A 20,643-nucleotide genomic window follows, 5' to 3' on the forward strand; every position below is an offset into this window, starting at 1 on the left:
CGCATCCTCCTAAGGATAAATAAATTGCCAGAAGCGGATTTCGGGTTCGCCGTTTAGCTGCAAAGAGTGGTTCAACTTACCTGGGCGGGTGGGCGTAACGTAGAGCCATATAGAAAAATTATTCATGCTTTTCAAATCATTATAGACCAGAAAGAGCCGGTCGTTCTGACTGTACATCCTGTCTGGCCGGGGCCAGATACTGCCTGGTTCAAAAGAAGAGGTAAAATCACCGCCAAGGCTAAAAATATATTTATCCGCGACCCGCGGATGGGCGGTAATCTTTAACCTGAATTCAGTTTGCAAACGACCGAAGCGGTCATAGGCCACCGTTAAATTGCGCTGCGCAGTTGTTTTTTCGGCAGTGCTAAAATATCCTCCAGAAAAGAGACCCAAAAGGGCTGCCAGTATGATCGCCAATAATATTCCGAGGCCTATCTGGCGGGCAGCGCATTCAAAATTAAGAAAAAATTCGTTCTCTTTAATCCCGGGCAGCCTCTCTTTTTCACTTGCCATTTTTCACCTCACCGTTGCGCTTATTATCGGAGCGCCAGTTTAAGGAATAGCAACCCGGTTTAATATGTCAAGTTCGTCGCGCCAAAGCCGGAATAATAGCTAAACGGGACATCTCGCTTGTTATTCGTTGAGCATCTCCCCCGCCTCCATCCGGAGGAAGATGTTTCCATTTAGCGCGGCGGGTGCACGGATGTTGTCTCGAGCTTAGGCCGTTGCCCGCGACGCCATCCGTACCGCTCAGCAGGCGTGTCGTTAACTTTATTGTGAGTCAGGTCATGTTTTATAAAAATGAGGTTGACCCGGCTCCTGCGCGAAAATATTTTATGCCCATGTGATATCGATTTCATAAGAACCATGGCAACCATAAAAGACGTCGCTGTAAAAGCCGGCCTGTCGGTCACGACGGTATCCCGCTTCCTCAACAATCATCCTTATATCTCTGAAGATAAAAAGGAAAAAATCCTCGCGGCCATGAAAGAGCTGGATTACGAGCCGAGCACCGTCGCGCAGCAGATGCGCGGGGTGAAAACCCACCGGATTGGCGTGCTTATCTCAAGGATAACCAACCCTTTTTTTGCCAGCCTGGTCGACGCCCTTGAAGTTACGGCACGAAAAAACGGCTATTCGGTGCTGATCGTCCAGAACCACAATAGCGCGGGCGAAGAAGAAAACTGTCTCGATCTGCTGAAGAAAAAAATCATCGACGGGCTGATCTTATGCGCCGTAGAGAGTGACAAAGACGTCATTGAGCAATATCAGAAATATGGCCCTATCCTGCTGTGCAACACCAGCATAGATAATACCACTTTGCCCGTCGTCAGAATGAACGATGAACTGGCAACCTATAACGCCGTCAGCTGGCTGCTTAACAAAGGGTATAAAAAAATCGCCTACTCCACCGGTGGCGCATTCCAGCAAAAGGGCCACGGCAGCAGAAGGAACCGCGGCTTTATTGCCGCTATGCAAGACGGACAGCAGGCGATTAACGAGCGGTTTATTTTTCGTCATGTCCACACCTGGCGCGACGGGCAGCGCCTGGCTGAGCAAATTCTGCAGATGACGAAAAGCGAACGTCCCGATGCGATTTTCGCCGGCAGCGATGAGGTCGCCTGCGGCCTGATTTCCGCGCTATCGGCCCACGGCGTCAGCGTTCCCGGCGAACTGGCGGTCATGGGCTTTGATAACCTTCCCGTGGCGGAGATGGTGCATATTCCGCTCACTACCGTTAGCCAGCCCATTGAGCAGCTGGGCCGCATCTCTGTAGAACGCCTGCTGTCCCTGATCAACCACACGCAGTATCGCTATGACGAGGAAGACCTGAAATCGGAACTGGTTATCAGAGCCTCGGCGTAATTTTTTTCACTCAATATGGTATCGATTTCATACTCAGGAGAAATGATGAATCAATCACAACAAAGCGCATGGTGGAAAGAATCGGTTATTTATCAGGTGTACCCAAAAAGCTTCTATGACAGCAATAACGATGGCGTTGGCGATATCCCGGGTATTATCGCTAAACTGCCGTATCTGAAAACGCTGGGCATCACCCTGATTTGGGTCTCGCCGTTCTACCGCTCGCCGGGAGCAGATAACGGCTACGATATCGCGGACTACTATGCGGTGAATCCCGATTTAGGCCAGATGCAGGACGTTGATAACCTGATTAAACAGGCTGGCGAGCTGGGCATTGAGGTAATGGTCGACCTGGTGGTTAACCATACCAGCGATGAACACCCCTGGTTTCAGGCCGCGCTGGCCGACCCTCAATCGAAATATCGTGATTATTACATCTTTAAACCCGCCGCGGCGGGCGGCGCGCCCAATAACTGGCGATCGATTTTTGGCGGCAGCGCGTGGGAAAAAGTCGCTGGCGAGGAGTGCTACTATCTGCACGTTTTTCATAAAAAGCAGCCGGATCTCAACTGGGAAAACCCGCAGCTGCGCGAGGAAATCTACGCCATGATTAACTGGTGGCTGGATAAAGGCATCGCCGGTTTTCGCATCGATGCAATTACCTTTATTAAAAAAGATCAGGACTACGCCTCTCTGCCCGCAGACGGTATTGATGGTCTGGCATCGATTAAAGCGAAATCACGCAACCGTCCGGGCATCGAGCGCTTTCTCCACGAGCTAAAAGAGCGCACTTTCCGTCGTCACCGCTGCGTAACCGTGGGCGAAGCGCCGGGCGTGCCTCTGGAAGAGTACGACAGCTATATTGGGCCAGACGGCTACTTTAATATGATTTTCGATTTTCACGCCGCCGATATTGATGTCGAAAACGGTTCTGAATGGTTTAAGCAGCGCGACTGGAACGTTCGCGAATTCAGGGAGGCGCTATTTGCCAGCCAACGGGCCTTTTACCAGGCCGGCTGGGGAACGACGTTTATTGAAAACCACGACCAGCCCCGCGCGCTGTCCAAGCTCATCCGCGACGCGGATTATCAAAATGACGTCGGTGCCAAAGCGCTGGCCGCGATGTACTTCTTTATGGCCGGAACGCCGTTTATTTATCAGGGCCAGGAGCTGGGGATGAAAAATTTCCGCCGACAATCGATCGCGGAATTTGACGATATTTCCAGTATTGATAACTACCACCGCGCCCTGGCGGAAGGTTTCTCTGAACAGCAGGCGTTAGGCTTTATCAACCAGCGCTCGCGGGACAATTCGCGAACGCCCTTTCCGTGGTCAGATAGCGCCAACGGCGGATTTAACCGGGGCGCGCGGCCCTGGCTGGCGTTTTCCGCAGCTGACTTCAGCGTCAACGCGCAAAGCCAGATAAACGATGCGGATTCAGTATTCGCGTTTTACCAGAAGATGATCGCCTTGCGAAATAAGCACTATCCGCAAACGCTGATCTATGGTTCATTCGCCGCCATAGAAGACGTTGACGATCGCATCATTGCCTACGAACGGAGAACGGCGACCGAGCGTTTTATCTCGATAACCAATTTAAGCGCACAGCCTCTGCCCTTTACGCTCCCGGCGGGTGAGATTGTCCTCAATAATTATGCCGACGCTGAGACTCCCCTGAAACCCTATCAAACCCTTCTCGTTAAGGAATGAGTCAAATATGAACAACTATAAAAATATCGCCGTTGAGATCGTGAATATCATCGGCAAGGAAAATATTGCCTCAGCCACCCACTGCGCCACCCGTTTACGTTTACAGGTAAAAGATCGACAGAAAATTGATGATGATAAAATCCGCAATATTAGCGAAGTCAAAGGCGTATTTTTTAATGCTGGCCAGTATCAGATAATCCTCGGAACCGGGATCGTCAATAAGGTTTACCAGGCGTTTGTTAACGAATTCCAGGTTGCCGAAATCAGCAAGGATGAAATGACGAAGCAGAGTACGGGCCGGTTACAGCGGGGAATTCGCAATTTATCAGACGTGTTTGTGCCGATTGTCCCGGTACTCGGGGCCACCGGCCTGTTTCTCGGCCTGAAGGGGGTCATTTTTAACGATACCGTCCAGGCGTGGTTTGGCGGCAGCGTTCATCAGGTTCCGGTGGCGCTGCAAACGCTGACCACGGTGCTTTGCGACACCGCTTTCGCCTTTCTGGCGGCGTTTATTTGCTGGTCGGCGTTTAAGAAATTTGGCGGTACGCCAATTATCGGCTTCTTAATCGGCCTGATGCTGGTCTCCCCCGCGCTGCCGAACGCCTATGACGTGGCGTACGGCAACAGCAGCCCAATTTATGTATTGGGTTTTATTCCTCTGGTCGGCTATCAGGGGTCTATTCTGACCGCCCTGATCACCGGCATTATCGGCGCTAAGCTGGAAATTTTTTTCCGCCGGGTGATGCCCAACTCGATGGATCTGATTTTTACGCCGTTTATCGTCATCCTGATTGCGGTGGCCATCGCTTTACTGGTTTTAGGGCCGCTGGTGCATGCGTTTGAACATTATGCCGTGATGGCTATTCAGCAATTTCTGACGTTGCCTGCGGGTATTGGCGGTCTGTTAATCGGCTTCATCTATCCCATTGCCGTGATGACCGGGATGCATCATATGTTTATTATGATTGAAACCTCGCTGATTGCCGGTACCGGGTTTAATCCATTAATTACGGTGTGCGCGATGTACGGCTTTGCCAACGCCGCCGTATGTCTGGCTATTTCACTGAAGGCGAAAAATATCGCGTTTAAAACCGCCGGGATTTCCGCGACCATTACTCAGCTATTAGGCGTTTCGGAACCGGCTTTATTCGGTATCGTGATGCAATCCGGGCTACGGGCGATAATGGTGATGCTCACCAGCTCGGCGCTGGGCGGCATGGTGCTGTCGCTATTGTCGATAAAAGCGAACTCATACGGTCTGGCGGTCCTTCTGTCGCCGCTGATGTATCTCTACGATCGCTATCAGTTTGTTACCTATATTACCGTCGGACTCGCGGTCTTTATTTTTGCCTTTATTATCACGTTCATTTTTGTCAAAACCGATAAAGCGACCAAAGAGGCCTGAAAAAAATAAAGCCCAACTATTAATTTAACACCCCAATAAACATCCCATTTTAATGGCACAGTAACCTGTGCTCTGCGCCCGCGCGTCCAGAGCACAGCTACCCCTGTACAGGTATTAATGATGAAAGCCTATATGCTTACGCTCTGCGCGCTGGCTTTGCCAGCATCCGCCGCTGCGGCGGATACGACCCTGAATGAAATTAACGCCCGACTCGAAAGGCTTGAGGCCGAATTAAAACAGTCGCGCATCCAATTACAGGATGCGACGCGAAAAATAGACGCTGCGGAAAAAAGAGCGGCCAGCGCCGAAAAAAACGCGGCGCGCGCGCAAGAAAGATTACAGTTTGTCGAACAGCAAACCGAGCAAGACCTGGCGCGAATAAAAAGTAAACCGTCGCAGCCTCTTATCGCACAAGAGAAGGATCGGGAGATTAAATTCGGCGGCTACGCGCGCAGCGGAATATTGACCAGCAAAGGCACCACCAGCACCGTAGGCCCCTCTCTGACGCCTGCGGGCAGTACCGGCGGCAGCGTCGGGCGCCTGGGCAATGAATCAGATACCTACGTAACCGCCGATATCAACTACCGGCGAAAATATGATAATAACAGCCAGCTGCGTTATTACATGAAAATCGCCGAGTGGGATAAAACGTATAATACCGACAGTTCATTCAACGGTCAGATGAACGTACGGCAGGCGTTTGTCGAAATGAGCGATATGCCTTCGTTTAGCGGCGCATTTAAACAGGCCACGCTGTGGGCCGGCAAGCGTGAAGACCGGGATAACTTTGATATTCACTGGCTTGATTCCGATATGATGAATTTAATCGGTACCGGCGCAGGTATTTATGACGTGAACTTGTGGGGCGATATCAAAACCAATCTCGCCGTATACGGGCGTAATTTCAACGATATCGATACGATGGACAACGTTGAATATAACAACATGACCGGCGCGGATAACACCTATATTCAAAACTACACCTTCTCGCTGAATAACCGGCTGGACAGCTGGCAGTGGATGCTCAACGGGTTATACTCGCAGGACAACGATAAACGCATTAACGATGGCCTGGCGTCGGATAAAGCGGCCTCGCAGGGGTTCAACACCATGCTGGCGTACCATGGCGACAGCTTCTACGGCCTGCGTCCCGGCAGTACCAAAACGGCCCTGCTTTATGGCCGCGCGCTGGGAGCGGAGGTTCGCGGCCCGGGCTCCGACGGCTATCTGATAAACCCGGCATGGACCGTCAAGTTTGCCTCTTACGGGACAACGTCCCTCACCGACAGGCTGAGCTTCGCGCCGCTGATCGTCGCCCAAAGCAGCAATAGCCGCTATATCGATTCAGACCATTACGACTGGGTGACCCTGAACGCGAGAATAATTCAGCAGATTAATCAGAACTTCGCCCTGCAGTACGAAACCAGCTATCAGTATATGGATATCGATCCGAAAGGCTTTAATGGCAACAGAGCTGCCAGCGGCAGCTATTACAAGCTGACGTTTGCTCCTACTTTCAAGATGCAGAACGTGACGGACTTCTTTGAACGCCCGGAAATCCGCTTTTTTGCCACCTGGATGCGCTGGGACAAATCGCTGGATGACTACTCCTCGACGGACACCTTCGGCAGCGCCGGATACCATAGCGCGGGGACGTTATTCTTCGGCGCCCAGCTCGAAACCTGGTTCTGAAAGCCTGCCTCTTTGACTAACCCCGAGGAAGAGGCGCGCCAGCAATTGGCCCTCTTCCTCATTTTGAACCACAATTATTGGGCCAGATTTCCGTTACCCGGAAATGATCTATCGTGGAGCTTTTCAACTGGCGGAAGGCCACCGACAACAAATGTGATAACAACAACGGCGGGTCAGTCATTATGAAGAAAATTGCCATTATCGGCGCAGGTCCAACCGGAATTTATACCCTGTTCTCATTACTCAAACAGGGCGAGCCGCTGGACGTGTCAATTTACGAGCAGGCCGAGGAAGCGGGCGTGGGCATGCCCTACAGCGATGAAGAGAATTCGCGCATGATGCTGGCCAATATCGCCAGCATTGAAATCCCCCCCATTCAGAGCAGCTATCTCGACTGGCTGAAAGCCCAGAGCCGGACGCGCCTTGCGCGCTACGGCGTGGATTACGACGCTTTGCACGATCGTCAATTTTTACCGCGCATCCTGCTGGGTGAATACTTTCGCGACCAGTTTCTTGCGCTGGTCGGAGAGGCCAGGGAGCAGGGCTTTCGCATCCGGGTCAATGAGTCCTGCCGGGTCAGCGACCTGCAGGCGACCGAAGAAGGGGTCAGACTGTGGGTTGAGGATGAGCCGGTCGCCGAAGCCTTTGACCTCGCGGTGATCGCCACCGGACACGTCTGGCCCGATGAAGAAGAGTCGACCCGCACCTGGTTTCCCAGCCCGTGGTCTGGCCTCATGGAGGCCAGCATTCCCCCTTGCCGGGTGGGCATTATGGGCACCTCGCTAAGCGGAATTGACGCCGCGATGGCCGTCGCCGTCCAGCACGGTCGGTTTATCGGGTCCGACGATGACGCCCTCGCCTTCAGGCTGGACGAGGCAAGCGAGGCGCTAAGCATCGCGCTGATGTCGCGCTCCGGCATTCTGCCGGAAGCGGATTTTTACTGCCCTATTCCCTGGGAGCCGCTGAGCATCGTCAGCGAAAGCGCGATGGAGCAAGCCATCGCCGCGGGCAGCGACGGTCTGCTCGATCGCGTCTTTGAGCTGATGGCGCAGGAAATCACGCTTGCCGACCCCCTATGGAGCGAAAATATCGCCCTTCACAGCCTTAACGCCGACAGCTTCAGCGAGGCGTGGTTTGCTAAACGCCAGCAGCATAATCCGTTCCACTGGGCGCTGGATAACCTTGAAGAGGTTGAGCGCAACAAACGCGCGCGATATACGGTTCCCTGGCGCTACGCGATCCTGCGGCTGCATGAAGCCGTTCAGGCGATGGTGCCTCACCTTAATGACCATGACCGGGAGCGTTTCAAAAATGGCCTTGCGCGGGTCTTTATCGACTGCTATGCCGCCATTCCTTCAGAGTCTATCCGCCGGCTGCTGGCGCTGCGCGAAGCGGGCGTCATCACTATTCTCGCCTTAGGGCATGACTATGAGATGGCGGTAGAGCAGGAAAAAACGGTGATTACCAGCGAACAAAATCGCTATACGTTTGATGTATTTATTGATGCCAGAGGGCAAAAGCCGCTGAAAAATAAAGATCTTCCCTTCCCGCATTTAAGGGAGCAGCTGCTGGCGACCGGAGAAGAGATTCCTGAGGTCGGAGACGACTATACGTTGCGGGAACCGCCCGAAGTACGCGGGCGCATCGCGTTCGCCGCCATTCCCTGGCTGATGCACGATCAGCCTTTCGTTCAGGGTATCACCGCCTGCGCGGAGATCGGCGCGGCGATAGCGAAAGCGATATCCCAGCCGGCAAGCCGCTCGCGCAGGCGTTTATCCCCGCTCGATCTTTAGGAAAGAAAAATAGCCGCCCGTTGACGGGCGGCTATTTTTAACGCTTTTCAGGCTGGGGATGCCAGGGATCTTTTTTATGATCTTCGCTGTCGTCTCTTTTACGCGGCACTTCCCCCTGCTCGCGCGGGTCCTCTTTCGACGGATGACGGCCCCGTTTATCCGGGTCGGCTGGATGCTGTACGGACATCAATTCCTCCTGCTTGAGCGGTTATTTCTGGATCCGGTCCACCCGCACTACCGGCGGCGTCATTTTTTTATCGAGGCTGCCGTTGATGCTGATCATCTGATCGGGCTTCACTTCGCGGCCATCAAAAACCGCGGCGGGGATAATCACTGCGATGGTGTCGGTTTTATCGCGAAAGCTATAGCGGTCGTTACCGTGCTGCTCGATAAGATTGCCGCGTAATGAGATGGTTGCCCCATCGTGCATTTCCAGGGCCTGGCGCACGGTCATAATTCGTCCGTCCTCCGTCCCGCGGTAGCCATCGTCAATTTTATGCGGCGGCGGCGGAGCGGCATCTTTTTTAAATCCCCCGTCGTCCGCGGCATAAACGCCCTGAGCCATCAGCGCACAGAAAATAACGGGCAGTAATTTTTTCATCAACCATACCTCCGGCATATTTTTGTCTTGTCTTAATAAGTCTGGTTGCTGATGTTCATTTTCACAAGTTCCGTACCTGGTGAGTCGCCCGGGAAATATTTTTAACGACTTCACCGCCCGCGTAAATATGCGCGCCGGACAGCATTAAAAAGGCGCTAAATATACCGTCAGGCTTGCGATAGAATAATCCTAAAATGCCAAACGCCGCTGGCGCCTCTCATTTTGAAAAGTTTCCCGGCAATCAGTAAATTACCGATGGGAGAGGAATCAAAGCGCCAAAATTATAACAGCGAAGCCGTTCAATTATTCTTCAATATTCCACGGCAGGCTGGCCAGGCAACTACGCTTACTCTTTTAACACGAGGAGGTCAGTATGAGCGACAGCGCTAACAATACCGCGAAGTATCCCCGTCCCCCCTTTGTTGACCAGCCGCAATCGCCGCCGGGTCTTGCCGAAGAGATGAAGCCGCAGCCGGATCACGGTGAGCTGAGCTATGTCGGTTCCGGGCGGCTCGCCGGTAAGCGCGCCCTGATTACCGGCGGCGATTCCGGGATTGGGCGCGCGGTCGCGATCGCCTTCGCCCGCGAAGGCGCCGATGTGGCGATAAACTATCTGCCGGAAGAGGAGTCCGATGCGGAAACCGTGATTGCCCTGATTCAGGCCGAAGGACGTACAGCCGTCGCGATTCCGGGAGATGTGCGCGACGAATCCTTCTGCGAAACCCTGGTGGAACAGGCCGCCAGCGAACTCGGAGGGCTGGATATTCTGGTCAATAACGCCGGACGCCAGCAATATTGCGAATCACTGGAAGAACTCACCACCGCCGACTTTGACGCCACCTTCAAAACCAACGTTTATGCGGCCTTCTGGATCACCAAAGCCGCCCTGCGACATCTTAAAGAACACAGCGCGATTATTAATACTTCATCCGTCCAGGCCTTTAAGCCGAGCCCCATCCTGCTGGACTACGCGCAAACCAAAGCCTGCCTGGTGGCGTTCACGAAATCGCTGGCCAAACAGCTGGGGCCGAAGGGTATCCGGGTAAACGCGGTCGCCCCCGGTCCCTACTGGACGGTGCTGCAGTCAAGCGGCGGCCAGCCGGATGAGAAGGTGCGTCAGTTCGGTGCCGATACGCCGCTGGGGCGTCCCGGGCAGCCGGTAGAGATTGCGCCGCTGTACGTTACCCTTGCCTCTGATGCCTGCTCCTTCACCTCCGGCCAGGTGTGGTGCTCCGACGGCGGCGACGGCGTGCTGTAAATCCCGCGCGGCGGCGCGCCCCTCAGCGGTGCGCCGTCGTCTTAAGACAGGCGAGGTATTTCTGCGCTGAGTCCAGAACGATCTGCCGGGCATTTTTGGGGACGTTCTGCCCCTTAAAGGCGCCGTACAGCGCCCCGAAAGGCGTATCGCCCAGACGTTCAACGATCTTCTCCACGCTGGCGGCCGCCAACGGCAGCAAATTGGGATAGCTCCACATAAACGAAACGGCGCGCGCCCCCGGCGTCACCTGGATAATATCGCCCGCCAGCATAATACCGTCATCTTTCGCCCAGTGCAGAACGGTTCCTCCGGCGAAATGGCCTCCCAGGCGCAGCAGCCGCACCGCCGGGAGGATCTCCAGCGCATCTCCTTCCCATAGCGTGATGGCCGGGCTATCGCGCATAATCCATTCGCGATCGCTGGCGTGGAGATAAATTCGCGCATTAAAGGCGTCGGCCCAGTCCTGCATCGTGGTGTAGTAATGAGGATGGGAGATGGCGATCGCGTTTATCCCGCCCAGGGCGGTAATCAGCGTTTTGCTGGCGGCATCAAGATTGGCGATGCAGTCCCAGAGAATATTCCCCTGCGGCGTTAGCAGCAGAAACGCGCGCTGATCGATTGCAAATTTCGGTACCGTCCTGACACTCAACAGCCGATCGTTATGCTGCTGCCACGTATTCGTATGCGTCTCGCTCAGATCGTCTGGATTGATCCAGACCTGCCCGCTGGCCGGGACGTACTGGCGTTCATCCTCACAGATACGACAATGGTTCAGGGTGTTGCCGCGATCGTCATAAGACGTCCCGCAGGTTGCGCACAGCTTAATCATCACTTCTCCTTAAGAAATCATTCAGGGAGCCGTAATGAGTATGGCAGACAGGGAATTTATGGCAGGAGGTGAGCATCTCAGGGCTTCCGTGCCCTGAAAGAGAAGTTTATTCGAAATAAACGTCAGGGTTTTCCGACAGCGACACAAAGGTTTTGCTGTTTTTATCCAGAGCGCGAATGTCACCGCTTTCAATATCGTAGAACCAGCCGTGCAGACGCAACGTGCTATCCCGCAGACCCACGGCAACCGACGGGTGGGTTTTAATATTGTTCAGTTGGGCGATAACGTTTTCCTGCACCATACCGTTGACTTTATCGGTCTCGTTGGCCCAGGTTTTCTTCTCCACGACGGCTTTCGCCGCATCGGAGTAGCGCAGCCAGTGGGAAACGGCAGGCATGGGGTCCAGGCACTGGCAGGTGGCGATGGCTTTCATCGCGCCGCAGTTGGAGTGGCCGCAAATGACGATATCGGTCACGCCCAGGGCCACGACGGCATACTCGATCGTCGCGGAAACCCCGCCCGGCTCAGGACCGAAAGAGGGCACGATATTCCCGGCATTACGGATCACAAACAGCTGGCCCGGCTCCTGCTGGGTCACCAGCTCCGGCACCAGGCGGCTATCGGAACAAGAGATAAACAGCGCTTTAGGATTTTGGCTGGAGGCCAGGCTGCGGAAGAGCTCTTTACGTTGCGGGAAAATCTCTTTCTGGAAGTTGAGGAAGCCCTCAATGATATGTTGCATAGCAGTGTCTCTTTTCTCTGTTTTAATGACGATATGACAAAGATCACATTTAGCCAGTTTATCACCGACGCGCGAAATGGGAATCGTTATTCGAACAGGCGATGAAACATCGCGCCGTAAAGTCGGGTGACAGCGCGCTAAAGATTGTTTATTTTTTGACGGTGAAACAATCATGAGCGGGAGCCGGATGCGACTTTAGCGCTCAACATCAACCAGGAGCGTTTATGTTTTTATCCAGCCTGATGGCCATTGCCGCCGTACTCATTATGGGCGTGATCAGCCCCGGCCCAAGCTTTATTTACGTGGCCCGCAACGCCGTTGCGCGCTCAAGGATGCATGGTCTGGTCACCGCGCTGGGAACCGGGACGGGGGCGGCTATCTTTTCGATTATGGCCATGATGGGGCTGCAAAAAGTGCTGACGGCAGTGCCGGAAATGTTTATTGGCCTGAAGGTCGCGGGCGGCCTCTATCTGCTCTGGCTGGGGTATAAAATCTACCGCGGCGCGGCGCAGCCGATGGATTTTGCGGCAGGCGGCATGGCGGCGGAACATTCCCTGCTGAAAACCTTCCGCGATGGCCTCTATACCCAGCTCAGCAACCCAAAAACGGCGCTGGTGTTCGCCTCTATTTTTACCGCCCTGCTGCCGGAGCGTATCCCGCTGGCCTTTTACTATATCGTGCCGCTGATGAGCTTCCTGATTGACGTCAGCTGGTATTCGCTGGTGGCCCTGGTGCTCTCTTCCGCGCGACCGCGCAGCGTCTACCTGCGCATGAAGCGTAAGATCGATATCGTCACCGCCACCGTGCTGGGTGCGCTCGGCCTGCGCCTGATTGCCACTTCGCTGTCAAAGTAGGCCAGCAAACCGTTTAAACGGTATAAATACGAATATCGTGTTCGCTAAACGCGTCGCGATATTCGCGACTGATATTCTCCTCGACCACCAGCACGTCAATGGCGCTGCTTTCGACCACCACAAAGCGCGCCACCGCCGGGATTTTGTCCGAGGTCAGGCCGACGATGATTTCGCTGCACTGTTTTATCACCGCTTTTTTAAATTCACAGTCGGCGTAGTCAAAGCCCGTCAGACCGGACTCAGGCGCCATGGCGCAGCCGCCGATAAATCCCTGATCGAAGAGCATGCCCTGAATCTGCGCCACGGCGGAGGCGCCCACGCAGCCGCCGCTGGCCCGCTGGATTTGACCGCCAAGCATCACCACGTCATACAGCGGTTTTTTGAGCAGTACGGCAGCGATCTCGGGAGAATTCGTGACCACCGTTAACGCCAGCTCCGCCGGCAGCGCTTCCGCCATCGCCAGGTTGGTGGTGCCGGTATCGATAAAAATGCAGCCGCCGGGCTTCACCAGCTTTGCGCACTTCTGCGCGATCCTGCTTTTTGTCGCCGTATTTTTCTCTTTGCGCTCGCTATAGTCCCCCGCCTCCGGCAGGGTCATCACCGCGCCGCCGTAGACCTTTTTACAGTACCCTTCGCGGCTAAGTTCATGTAAATCACGGCGAATAGTATGCTCGGAGACGTTAAGGCGGCTGGCGAGTTCGGCGCAAACCACCCTGCCGTTCTCCTGCAGGATCTGGCAAATAAGCGCTTGTCGTTGTTTAGGAAAAGCAGCATAATCGAGCACAAATAACTCCTGATAAAATCTTCATCGAGCAACAAAGTGCATGATCGTGCATTCAGACCCTGACTGTCAATACACCCTATAAAGAGGTTTGCTATGAAAATTGCCCACATCGCCCTATGGACCCGCCAGCTTGAGCAACAGGCCCGCTTTTGGGTGGCCTTCTTCGACGGCGAGATTAATGAGAAGTACTGCAGCCAAACCAACCCGGGCTTTGAGTCCTTTTTTGTCAAGATTGGCGACGGCATTGCCATTGAGCTGATGACCAAGCCGGGGCTTGTCGCGCAGACGGCGGATAACAACCACACCGGCTGGGTACACCTGGCGATTACCGTTGGCGGCGCTAAAAAGGTCGATACGCTGGCAAACCGCGCCGCCGCGCAGGGGATTCTGGTCTCGCCGCCGCGGACCACCGGCGATGGCTATTATGAAGCGGTGATTAAAGACCCCGATGGCAACCTGATTGAAATCGTCGCATAGTATCAGGCACTGACTCAACAGGAGACGCCCGTGGCCAACTATCGCGTAATCGACAAACAAAACTGGCCGCGAAAAGATCATTTTGATTTTTATCGCGGTTTTGCCAACCCCAGCTTTAATCTCTGCGTTCCTGTCGAGGCACAGCGGCTATATGAGTGCGCGAAAGATCGCGGCGTCTCGTTTTTCCAGCTGGCGCTCTACGCCCTGGTTCGCGCGGCGAACGGGGTGCCGCAGCTGAAACAGCGGCTGCTGGGCGACGATATTATCGAATATGACCAGCTGGCGGTAATGACGCCGGTGATGACCGCCCAGGAAGGCTTTCGCCAGGTCTGGTGCGACAACGCCGCCGATTTTGCCGCCTTCAGCCATGCCGCCACGCCGAACATTGAAGCGGCGAAACATACCGCGCCGGCGCCGCTTATCGTCGACGGCGAGAATTTCTTCTGCGCCAGCTGCCTGCCGTGGCTGCATTTCAGCGCCATCACTCACGCGGAGTATTACGTCGGCGCGGCGGTGCCCGCCCTCACCTGGGGCAAGCTGAAAAACGGCATCATCCCGGTGGCGGGCAAATTCAATCACGCCTTTGTTGACGGCCTGCACGCCAGCCGCTTCTTTGCCCGAGTCGAAGAGGGGTTCGCCGAGCCGGAGACCCTCTGGCAGGCAGAATAAATATCGTCCCTGTCATTCCCCTGCCCCGACCTTTCCCGGGGTGGCTTCCCCTCCCTGCGCTGCTGCAAATCCAACACGCGGGTTGCCTCAGGTTGCAATTGCAGCAGCCCGCGCGCTTTCCACAAAACCTATCTCACTGATTAATAAACATTAAAAATGAAATGCGTTCTGGCATAGCCTTTGCTTTAGCTGTCATATAACCCACAGGAATTATTAACTATTTAGATAGTTATTTTTTGCATATACCGTTTATTGAACCGTGAGATGTGACTATGCCCGACGAAAAACTAACCCTTCGCTATACCCGCCAGACGCCAAAGGCATACGTTATCCGCAGCGATGACGAAGCGATCGCCATCGCCCATGAGATCGCGGCGGTACTGCAGCCCGACGCGGCGCAACGCGATCGCAGCGGCAGCGTGCCGCCGGAGATTATCGATACCTACTCCAACAGCGGCCTGTGGGGGATTACCGTCCCGCGGCAGTGGGGCGGAGCCGAGGTTTCTGCCGCGACGCTGGCTCAGGTGATTGCGATTATTTCCGCCGCCGACCCGTCGCTGGGGCAAATCCCGCAGAACCACTACTGCCTGCTGGAGGATATTCGTCTGCAGGGCAGCGAAGCGCAGCAGGCCTTTTTCTTCGCTCAGGTGCTGAAAGGCTATCGCTTCGCCAATGCCCTTTCTGAGACCGGCGGTAAGACGGTGCTTGATATCCGCACCCGCCTGGAGGCCAGCGATCGCGGTCTGCGCATCACCGGTCGTAAAGGATACTGCACCGGATCTCTTTACGCCCACTGGATCGGCATTCTGGCGCTGGATGCGGAGAATAACGCGCAGCTGGCGTTTGTTCCGCGCGAATCTGCAGGGCTGACGGTCATCGACGATTGGGCCTGCCTCGGCCAGCGCACCACCGCCAGCGGGACGGTCCTGGCGGAGGATCTGGCCGTCGAGCCTTTCCACCTGTTCCCGACGTGGAAATCCTACGCGACGCCAACCCTTGCCGGGCCGTTTGCCCAGCTCACCACCGCCGCCATCGATCTGGGGATCGCCCGCGCGGCGCTTAGCGATACGGTAAGCTTTGTCAGCGAATTCGCCCGGCCGTGGATTGATGCCGGCGTTGAGCACGCCAGCGAAGATCCGCTGACTATCTATCAGATAGGCCAGCTTGACAGCCGCCTGGCGGCCGCCGACGCGCTGCTGGAGCGGGCCGGGAAGGTGCTCGACCGGTATAAATACGATCTGAGCGAGGATAACGTCGCCCAGGCGTCTATCGCCGTGGCGCGCGCCAAGGTCTTTACCACCGAAGCGGCGCTGGAAGCCGCCAGCCGCCTGTTTGAGCTTAGCGGCACTCGCTCGACCAGCATCGCCCTCAATCTTGATCGCCACTGGCGCAACGGGCGCGTCCACACCCTGCACGACCCGGTGCGCTGGAAATATCAGCTGCTGGGCAACTGGGTGCTCAACGGCATTCGTCCGCAACGCCATGACTGGAACTGAGATGAACCGCGCGCTGGCTTTTTTCGCGAATATCGACTGGGGCGACGTGGCGCAGGCCAGCGTCGATACCTTGACCATGCTGGGCTGGTCGCTGGGCTTTACCGTGCTGATTGGCCTGCCGCTGGGGATTGTGCTCTATCTCAGCGGCCAGCCTCGCCTGCTTCACGCGCCGCGCCTCTATCGCCTGCTGTCGCTGGGGGTCAACGTCCTGCGATCGCTGCCGTTTATCATTTTATTGATCGTGATGATCCCGGTGACGACGCTGATTACCGGCACTTCGCTCGGCGTTGAAGGCACCATCCCGCCGCTGGTTGTCGGCTGCGCGCCCTTCTTTGCCCGGCTGGTCGAGACCGCGCTGCGCGAGGTGGAGCACGGCCTGGTGGAGGCCAGCTGGTCGATGGGCGGCAACGCCTGGCAGCTTATCTGGCACACCCTGCTGCCGGAGTCGCGCGCCGGGCTGATTGCCGCCGTGACCGTGACCGCGATTTTACTGGTGGATTACACCTCGATGGCCGGGGTCATCGGCGGCGGCGGGCTGGGCGACCTGGCCATCCGCTTTGGCTATCAGCGCTTCCAGACGGACGTCATGGCGATTACCGTTCTGCTGCTGATTGCGCTGGTGCAGATAGTACAAATGAGCGGCGATCGTCTGGTGAAGGCGATGAGCCGCAAATAACAATAGCTTCAGGAATAAGACAATGAAAAAAACAATCCTCGCAGCGGGGCTTCTGGCCCTTTTCTCCCTGTCCGCCAGCGCCAATGAGACGCTGACCGTGGGCGCAACGCCGGTCCCCCATGCCGAAATTCTCGAGTTCGTGAAGCCCGAGCTGGCGAAACAGGGGGTCGATCTGAAAATTAAAGTCTTTAACGACTTTATCCAGCCTAACCAGCAGCTGGCGGAGAAAAATCTCGACGCCAACTACTACCAGTACCGCCCTTTCCTTGATAACTACAATCAGACCCGCCATACCCATCTGCTTCCGGTGGTCGGCGTGCATATTGAACCCTTTGGCGCTTATTCGAGTAAATATAAAACGCTCAAAGAGGTACCGGATGGCGCCACCGTTGCCATTCCGAACGATCCGGTGAATACCGGCCGCGCGCTGGTGATGCTCAGCAATGCCGGGCTGATTACCCTGAAAAACCCGCAGGATCCGCAGTCGGCGACCAAAGATATCACCGCTAATCCGCACCATTTTAAAATTCGCGAGCTGGAAGGCGCAATGCTGGCGCGGGCGGTGAATCAGGTCGATCTGGCGTTTATCTTCGCCAACTATGCGCTGGAGGCCGGAATTGATACCGACAAGGCGCTGCTGGTGGAAAAAGGCAGCGACCTGTACGTCGAGTATCTGGTGGCGCGTCCCGACAACATCAACGATCCCGGCATTCAGAAGCTGGCGAAAGCCCTGAACTCAGACCGCGTGCGCAGCTTTATTCTCACCCGCTATAAAGGCAAAATTTTGCCCGGTTTTTAATCGCCGGATGTTCATCGGCAGCCTGCGGGCTGCCGCTTAATTTCGTTAACAGAGCCGCTATCGTGACGCAAAAACCCAACGCCACAACGCATATTCAGCTAAGCCAGATAAGTAAAGCCTACCCCAACGGCGTGCAGGCGCTGCGGGATATTAATCTGCAGATCGCGCAGGGAGAAATCTTCGGCATTATCGGGCGCAGCGGCGCCGGAAAATCAACCCTGCTGCGCCTGTTCAACCGCCTGGAAAATGCCGATAGCGGTGAAATTATCATTCACGGCGAGCATACGCGGCACTACTCCCGCAGCCAGCTGCGCGACCTGCGCCGCCGGGTCGCGATGATCTTCCAGCACTTTAATTTGATGGCCACCAAAACGGTGGCGCAGAACGTTGAGCTGCCGCTGAAAATGGCCGGGGTACCGCGAGCGGAGCGGCGGCGACGGGTCGATGAGATCCTGGCGCTGGTCGGCCTCAGCGCCCTGCGCGACAGCTGGCCGGCTAAGCTTTCCGGGGGACAAAAGCAGCGTACCGGCATCGCCCGCGCGCTGGTTACGCAGCCGGAGATCCTGCTGTGCGACGAAGCCACCTCGGCCCTCGACCCGGAAAATACCCTTGCGGTGCTGAAACTGCTAAAAGAGATTAATCAGCGCCTCGGTCTGACCATCGTACTGATCACCCATGAGATGGACGTCATTCGCACCCTCTGCGACCGGGTCGCGGTGCTTGAGCGCGGAGAAATTATCGAACAGGGGGAGGTGTGGCGAGTATTTGGCCATCCCCGGCACGAAGTCACCCAAAGCCTGCTCGGCACGCTGCACCATGACCGCCCGGACGAGCGTCCGCCGCTGAGCGGAAATCAGCAGCTGGTCACGCTGCATTTTGACGGCAGCAGCGGACATGAACCCAACTTACAGCATATCGCCGCCCTGCTGGGCGACGATGCTCGCCTGCTTTACGGCAGCTGCGAGCAGATTCAGGGACGGGTGATTGGCCAGCTGCGGGTACGCCTGGCGACACCGCTGGCAAATCAGCGCTTAGCGCAGCATGCCGGCTGGGTAGCAGACCGCCTGACCTTCTCCGGCGAACCGACAGCAGAGAATGCTGGCGCTTAGCGCAAAAATGACAGATTAATGCTGAATTATTGCTAATGCTAAATCGCTATAAGCCATAGCTTTTCGGTGTTAGACAGTGCGCGGTGCGCCTCTTATCTTTCGTCATGATTTGTAAATATTTTACGCAATTCTTTGATGAGGGAGCACTTTTGTCCAGACTACTGCACGGGTTAAAAACCAAACAGACGCGGTTCGCGCTTGCTCTGAAAATCGCGTTGCTCGGCGGCGCGGTGGCATTTTCTTCGGTCGCCATCGCCGACGACATTTTAAAAGAAGGGATCACCCCGGCCAGCGATGCCAGCCAGATCCCCGCCGCCGCGAAGCTGCGCAAAGATACCGTCGTGGCCGGCATCTCCGAGCCGCAGGGCATTTTTAACCCCTACTTTTTCGTCAACGGCTGGGATGAGAACGTCACCAACGTGATTTTCTCTCGCCTGATCGACTGGGACAGCCACGGCAATCTGGTACCGGGCCTCGCCGAAAGCTGGACGGTGAGTCCGGATAACAAGGTCTACACCATCAAGCTGCGCCCCAACCTGACCTTTAGCGACGGTTCGCCGCTGACCGCCGACGATGTCGCCTTTACCCTTACCGTGCTGCTGGATCCGAAATATGACGGCGATACCGATATCACGCTCGCCAATATTGCCGGCGGCGCGGAGTACAAAGCGGGGAAAGCCGATAGCGTCAGCGGTCTGAAAGTGCTTGACCCCTTAACGCTGCAGGTGACCACCACCCAGCCGGGCGCGACGACGCTGGCAAAAATTGGCGGTCCGGTACTCTCCAAAGCCTATTACGGCAAAGGCTACCAGCGCGGCAACCTCGACTATCTGCGCACCCTGCACGGCAAACCGCTGGGCAACGGTCCCTACGTTTACGACAAATACATCCCCGGCCAGGAGATTCGTTTCCACGCCAACAGCCATTTTTATCGCGGTACGCCGCCCACCCCGCGCTTTATCTATCGCGTGACCAACCCGTCAACCAACTTCCAGCTCTTCCAGACGGGTGAAACCGACTACGACGCCTTTACCTCGCGTCCTGACGATATCGAACAGCTGAAAATGCTCGGCTTTGCCAACATCAACCTTTACGGCTCCAGCGACTACAGCCAGGTGGAATTTAACGTCCGCCGCCCGGCGTTGAAGGACGTGAAGGTACGCCAGGCGCTGATTTACGGCCTCGACCGCCAGAAGCTGATTGATGTGGTCTACCAGGGCTACGGCAAGGTGGCGATTGAGCCTATCGCGCCGATCTCCTGGGCCTGGAACGCCGACGGGGTAAACCCGTATCACTATGACCCGGCGCAGGCGAAAAAGCTGCTTGACGAAGCCGGCTGGAAACCGGGGCCGGACGGTATCCGCGTTAAAGAGGGCAAACGCCTGGAGTTAACGCTGCTGGTGAGCAAGAAAGTGCTCAACGATGCGCTGATCCCCATCGCCAAAGAGAACTGGCAGCAGATTGGCGTCCTGTTAAAACCTCAGGTCGTCGATTTCAACGCCCTGATGGCGCAGCGTAAGTCGGGTAATTACGATCTGGCGTCGTTCAGCACCAGCACCCTTAACGACCCGCATGATGGCGTGTGGGATTTTTACAGCGCGGAAGCGAAAGAGTCCGGCTATAACAACCCGCAGGTCGATAAGCTGATTACCGAAGGTAACTCGGTGCTCGACGTCGAGAAACGTAAGCCTATCTACCACCAGCTGTATCAGGTACTGGCGCAGGACCCGCCGGTGATCCTTCTCGGCTACCGTGAAATTCTCTCGGCGAGCAGCGCCCGGGTCACCGGCTTCAAACCGGATATCTACAACGGCCTGACCGGCAGCCTGCCGGATGTCAAAATCGTTAAGTAAATCCCCGGCCGCCGGGATGACCGGCGGCTG

Annotated in this window: 20 protein-coding genes; 14 read left to right on the forward strand and 6 right to left on the reverse strand. The window is 55.8% G+C overall.

Annotated elements, in window-relative coordinates:
• Positions 1-9: 9 nt before the first annotated feature.
• Complete coding sequence (locus ABLU87_RS27705; protein ID WP_032749758.1) at positions 10-513, reverse strand: hypothetical protein; 504 nt, start codon at positions 511-513, stop codon at positions 10-12.
• 354 nt (positions 514-867) lie between these two features.
• On the opposite strand from ABLU87_RS27705, the gene ABLU87_RS27710 reads away from it, so the two are divergent.
• From ABLU87_RS27710 to ABLU87_RS27730, 5 genes are all read left to right on the forward strand, one after another.
• Positions 868-1,866, forward strand: a complete 999-nt coding sequence (locus ABLU87_RS27710) for a LacI family DNA-binding transcriptional regulator (protein ID WP_049082604.1) — start codon at positions 868-870, stop codon at positions 1,864-1,866.
• 45 nt (positions 1,867-1,911) lie between these two features.
• A complete protein-coding gene (locus ABLU87_RS27715; protein WP_025105850.1) occupies positions 1,912-3,576 on the forward strand; it encodes an alpha-glucosidase in 1,665 nt (554 codons plus the stop codon).
• Between the two features lie 7 nt (positions 3,577-3,583).
• The gene (locus tag ABLU87_RS27720; RefSeq protein ID WP_025105851.1) at positions 3,584-4,981 is read left to right on the forward strand and encodes a PTS transporter subunit EIIC; all 1,398 of its coding nucleotides are present in this window, start codon (positions 3,584-3,586) and stop codon (positions 4,979-4,981) included.
• A gap of 117 nt (positions 4,982-5,098) precedes the next feature.
• Positions 5,099-6,673, forward strand: coding sequence for a carbohydrate porin (locus ABLU87_RS27725; RefSeq protein WP_032749761.1), 1,575 nt, complete (start codon positions 5,099-5,101; stop codon positions 6,671-6,673).
• 182 nt (positions 6,674-6,855) lie between these two features.
• A complete protein-coding gene (locus ABLU87_RS27730) occupies positions 6,856-8,466 on the forward strand; it encodes an FAD-NAD(P)-binding protein (RefSeq protein ID WP_064392180.1) in 1,611 nt (536 codons plus the stop codon).
• Positions 8,467-8,503: 37 nt separating this feature from the next.
• Here the strand turns inward: ABLU87_RS27730 and ABLU87_RS27735 are convergent, their stop codons facing one another.
• Positions 8,504-8,653 carry a hypothetical protein gene (locus ABLU87_RS27735; protein WP_004851580.1) on the reverse strand — a complete coding sequence of 50 codons (150 nt, stop codon included), beginning with the start codon at positions 8,651-8,653 and terminating at the stop codon, positions 8,504-8,506.
• A gap of 21 nt (positions 8,654-8,674) precedes the next feature.
• Positions 8,675-9,067, reverse strand: coding sequence for a YdeI family stress tolerance OB fold protein (locus tag ABLU87_RS27740; RefSeq protein WP_025105854.1), 393 nt, complete (start codon positions 9,065-9,067; stop codon positions 8,675-8,677).
• Between the two features lie 373 nt (positions 9,068-9,440).
• Between ABLU87_RS27740 and ABLU87_RS27745 the strand changes: the two genes are divergently transcribed.
• On the forward strand, positions 9,441-10,325 hold the full coding sequence (locus tag ABLU87_RS27745; RefSeq protein WP_109240440.1) for an SDR family oxidoreductase: 885 nt from the start codon (positions 9,441-9,443) through the stop codon (positions 10,323-10,325).
• Positions 10,326-10,347: 22 nt separating this feature from the next.
• Here the strand turns inward: ABLU87_RS27745 and ABLU87_RS27750 are convergent, their stop codons facing one another.
• On the reverse strand, positions 10,348-11,154 hold the full coding sequence (locus ABLU87_RS27750; RefSeq protein WP_048262236.1) for an MBL fold metallo-hydrolase: 807 nt from the start codon (positions 11,152-11,154) through the stop codon (positions 10,348-10,350).
• A gap of 106 nt (positions 11,155-11,260) precedes the next feature.
• Positions 11,261-11,896, reverse strand: a complete 636-nt coding sequence (locus ABLU87_RS27755) for a carbonic anhydrase (RefSeq protein WP_004119381.1) — start codon at positions 11,894-11,896, stop codon at positions 11,261-11,263.
• Positions 11,897-12,120: 224 nt separating this feature from the next.
• On the opposite strand from ABLU87_RS27755, the gene ABLU87_RS27760 reads away from it, so the two are divergent.
• Positions 12,121-12,750: a LysE family transporter gene (locus ABLU87_RS27760; RefSeq protein ID WP_014229623.1), complete on the forward strand. Its 630-nt coding sequence runs from the start codon at positions 12,121-12,123 to the stop codon at positions 12,748-12,750.
• 13 nt (positions 12,751-12,763) lie between these two features.
• Here ABLU87_RS27760 and ABLU87_RS27765 read toward each other — a convergent pair whose 3' ends face one another.
• Positions 12,764-13,534, reverse strand: coding sequence for a DeoR/GlpR family DNA-binding transcription regulator (locus ABLU87_RS27765; protein WP_004851588.1), 771 nt, complete (start codon positions 13,532-13,534; stop codon positions 12,764-12,766).
• 93 nt (positions 13,535-13,627) lie between these two features.
• On the opposite strand from ABLU87_RS27765, the gene ABLU87_RS27770 reads away from it, so the two are divergent.
• From ABLU87_RS27770 to ABLU87_RS27800, 7 genes are all read left to right on the forward strand, one after another.
• Positions 13,628-14,011: a VOC family protein gene (locus ABLU87_RS27770; RefSeq protein WP_109240442.1), complete on the forward strand. Its 384-nt coding sequence runs from the start codon at positions 13,628-13,630 to the stop codon at positions 14,009-14,011.
• A 30-nt stretch (positions 14,012-14,041) separates the two neighbouring features.
• The gene (locus tag ABLU87_RS27775; protein WP_122117986.1) at positions 14,042-14,680 is read left to right on the forward strand and encodes a CatA-like O-acetyltransferase, family 1; all 639 of its coding nucleotides are present in this window, start codon (positions 14,042-14,044) and stop codon (positions 14,678-14,680) included.
• Between the two features lie 272 nt (positions 14,681-14,952).
• On the forward strand, positions 14,953-16,176 hold the full coding sequence (locus tag ABLU87_RS27780) for an SfnB family sulfur acquisition oxidoreductase (RefSeq protein ID WP_064392136.1): 1,224 nt from the start codon (positions 14,953-14,955) through the stop codon (positions 16,174-16,176).
• A gap of 1 nt (position 16,177) precedes the next feature.
• Positions 16,178-16,852, forward strand: coding sequence for a methionine ABC transporter permease (locus tag ABLU87_RS27785; protein WP_049102267.1), 675 nt, complete (start codon positions 16,178-16,180; stop codon positions 16,850-16,852).
• A gap of 22 nt (positions 16,853-16,874) precedes the next feature.
• Positions 16,875-17,651: a MetQ/NlpA family ABC transporter substrate-binding protein gene (locus ABLU87_RS27790; RefSeq protein ID WP_046878498.1), complete on the forward strand. Its 777-nt coding sequence runs from the start codon at positions 16,875-16,877 to the stop codon at positions 17,649-17,651.
• Between the two features lie 62 nt (positions 17,652-17,713).
• Positions 17,714-18,760, forward strand: a complete 1,047-nt coding sequence (locus ABLU87_RS27795; RefSeq protein ID WP_048262240.1) for an ATP-binding cassette domain-containing protein — start codon at positions 17,714-17,716, stop codon at positions 18,758-18,760.
• A gap of 149 nt (positions 18,761-18,909) precedes the next feature.
• Complete coding sequence (locus tag ABLU87_RS27800; RefSeq protein ID WP_048262242.1) at positions 18,910-20,613, forward strand: ABC transporter substrate-binding protein; 1,704 nt, start codon at positions 18,910-18,912, stop codon at positions 20,611-20,613.
• The last annotated feature ends 30 nt before the right edge of the window (positions 20,614-20,643 follow it).

The sequence above is a fragment of the Klebsiella sp. CB_Kp196 genome (assembly GCF_040061575.1).
Classification (GTDB): domain Bacteria; phylum Pseudomonadota; class Gammaproteobacteria; order Enterobacterales; family Enterobacteriaceae; genus Klebsiella; species Klebsiella michiganensis.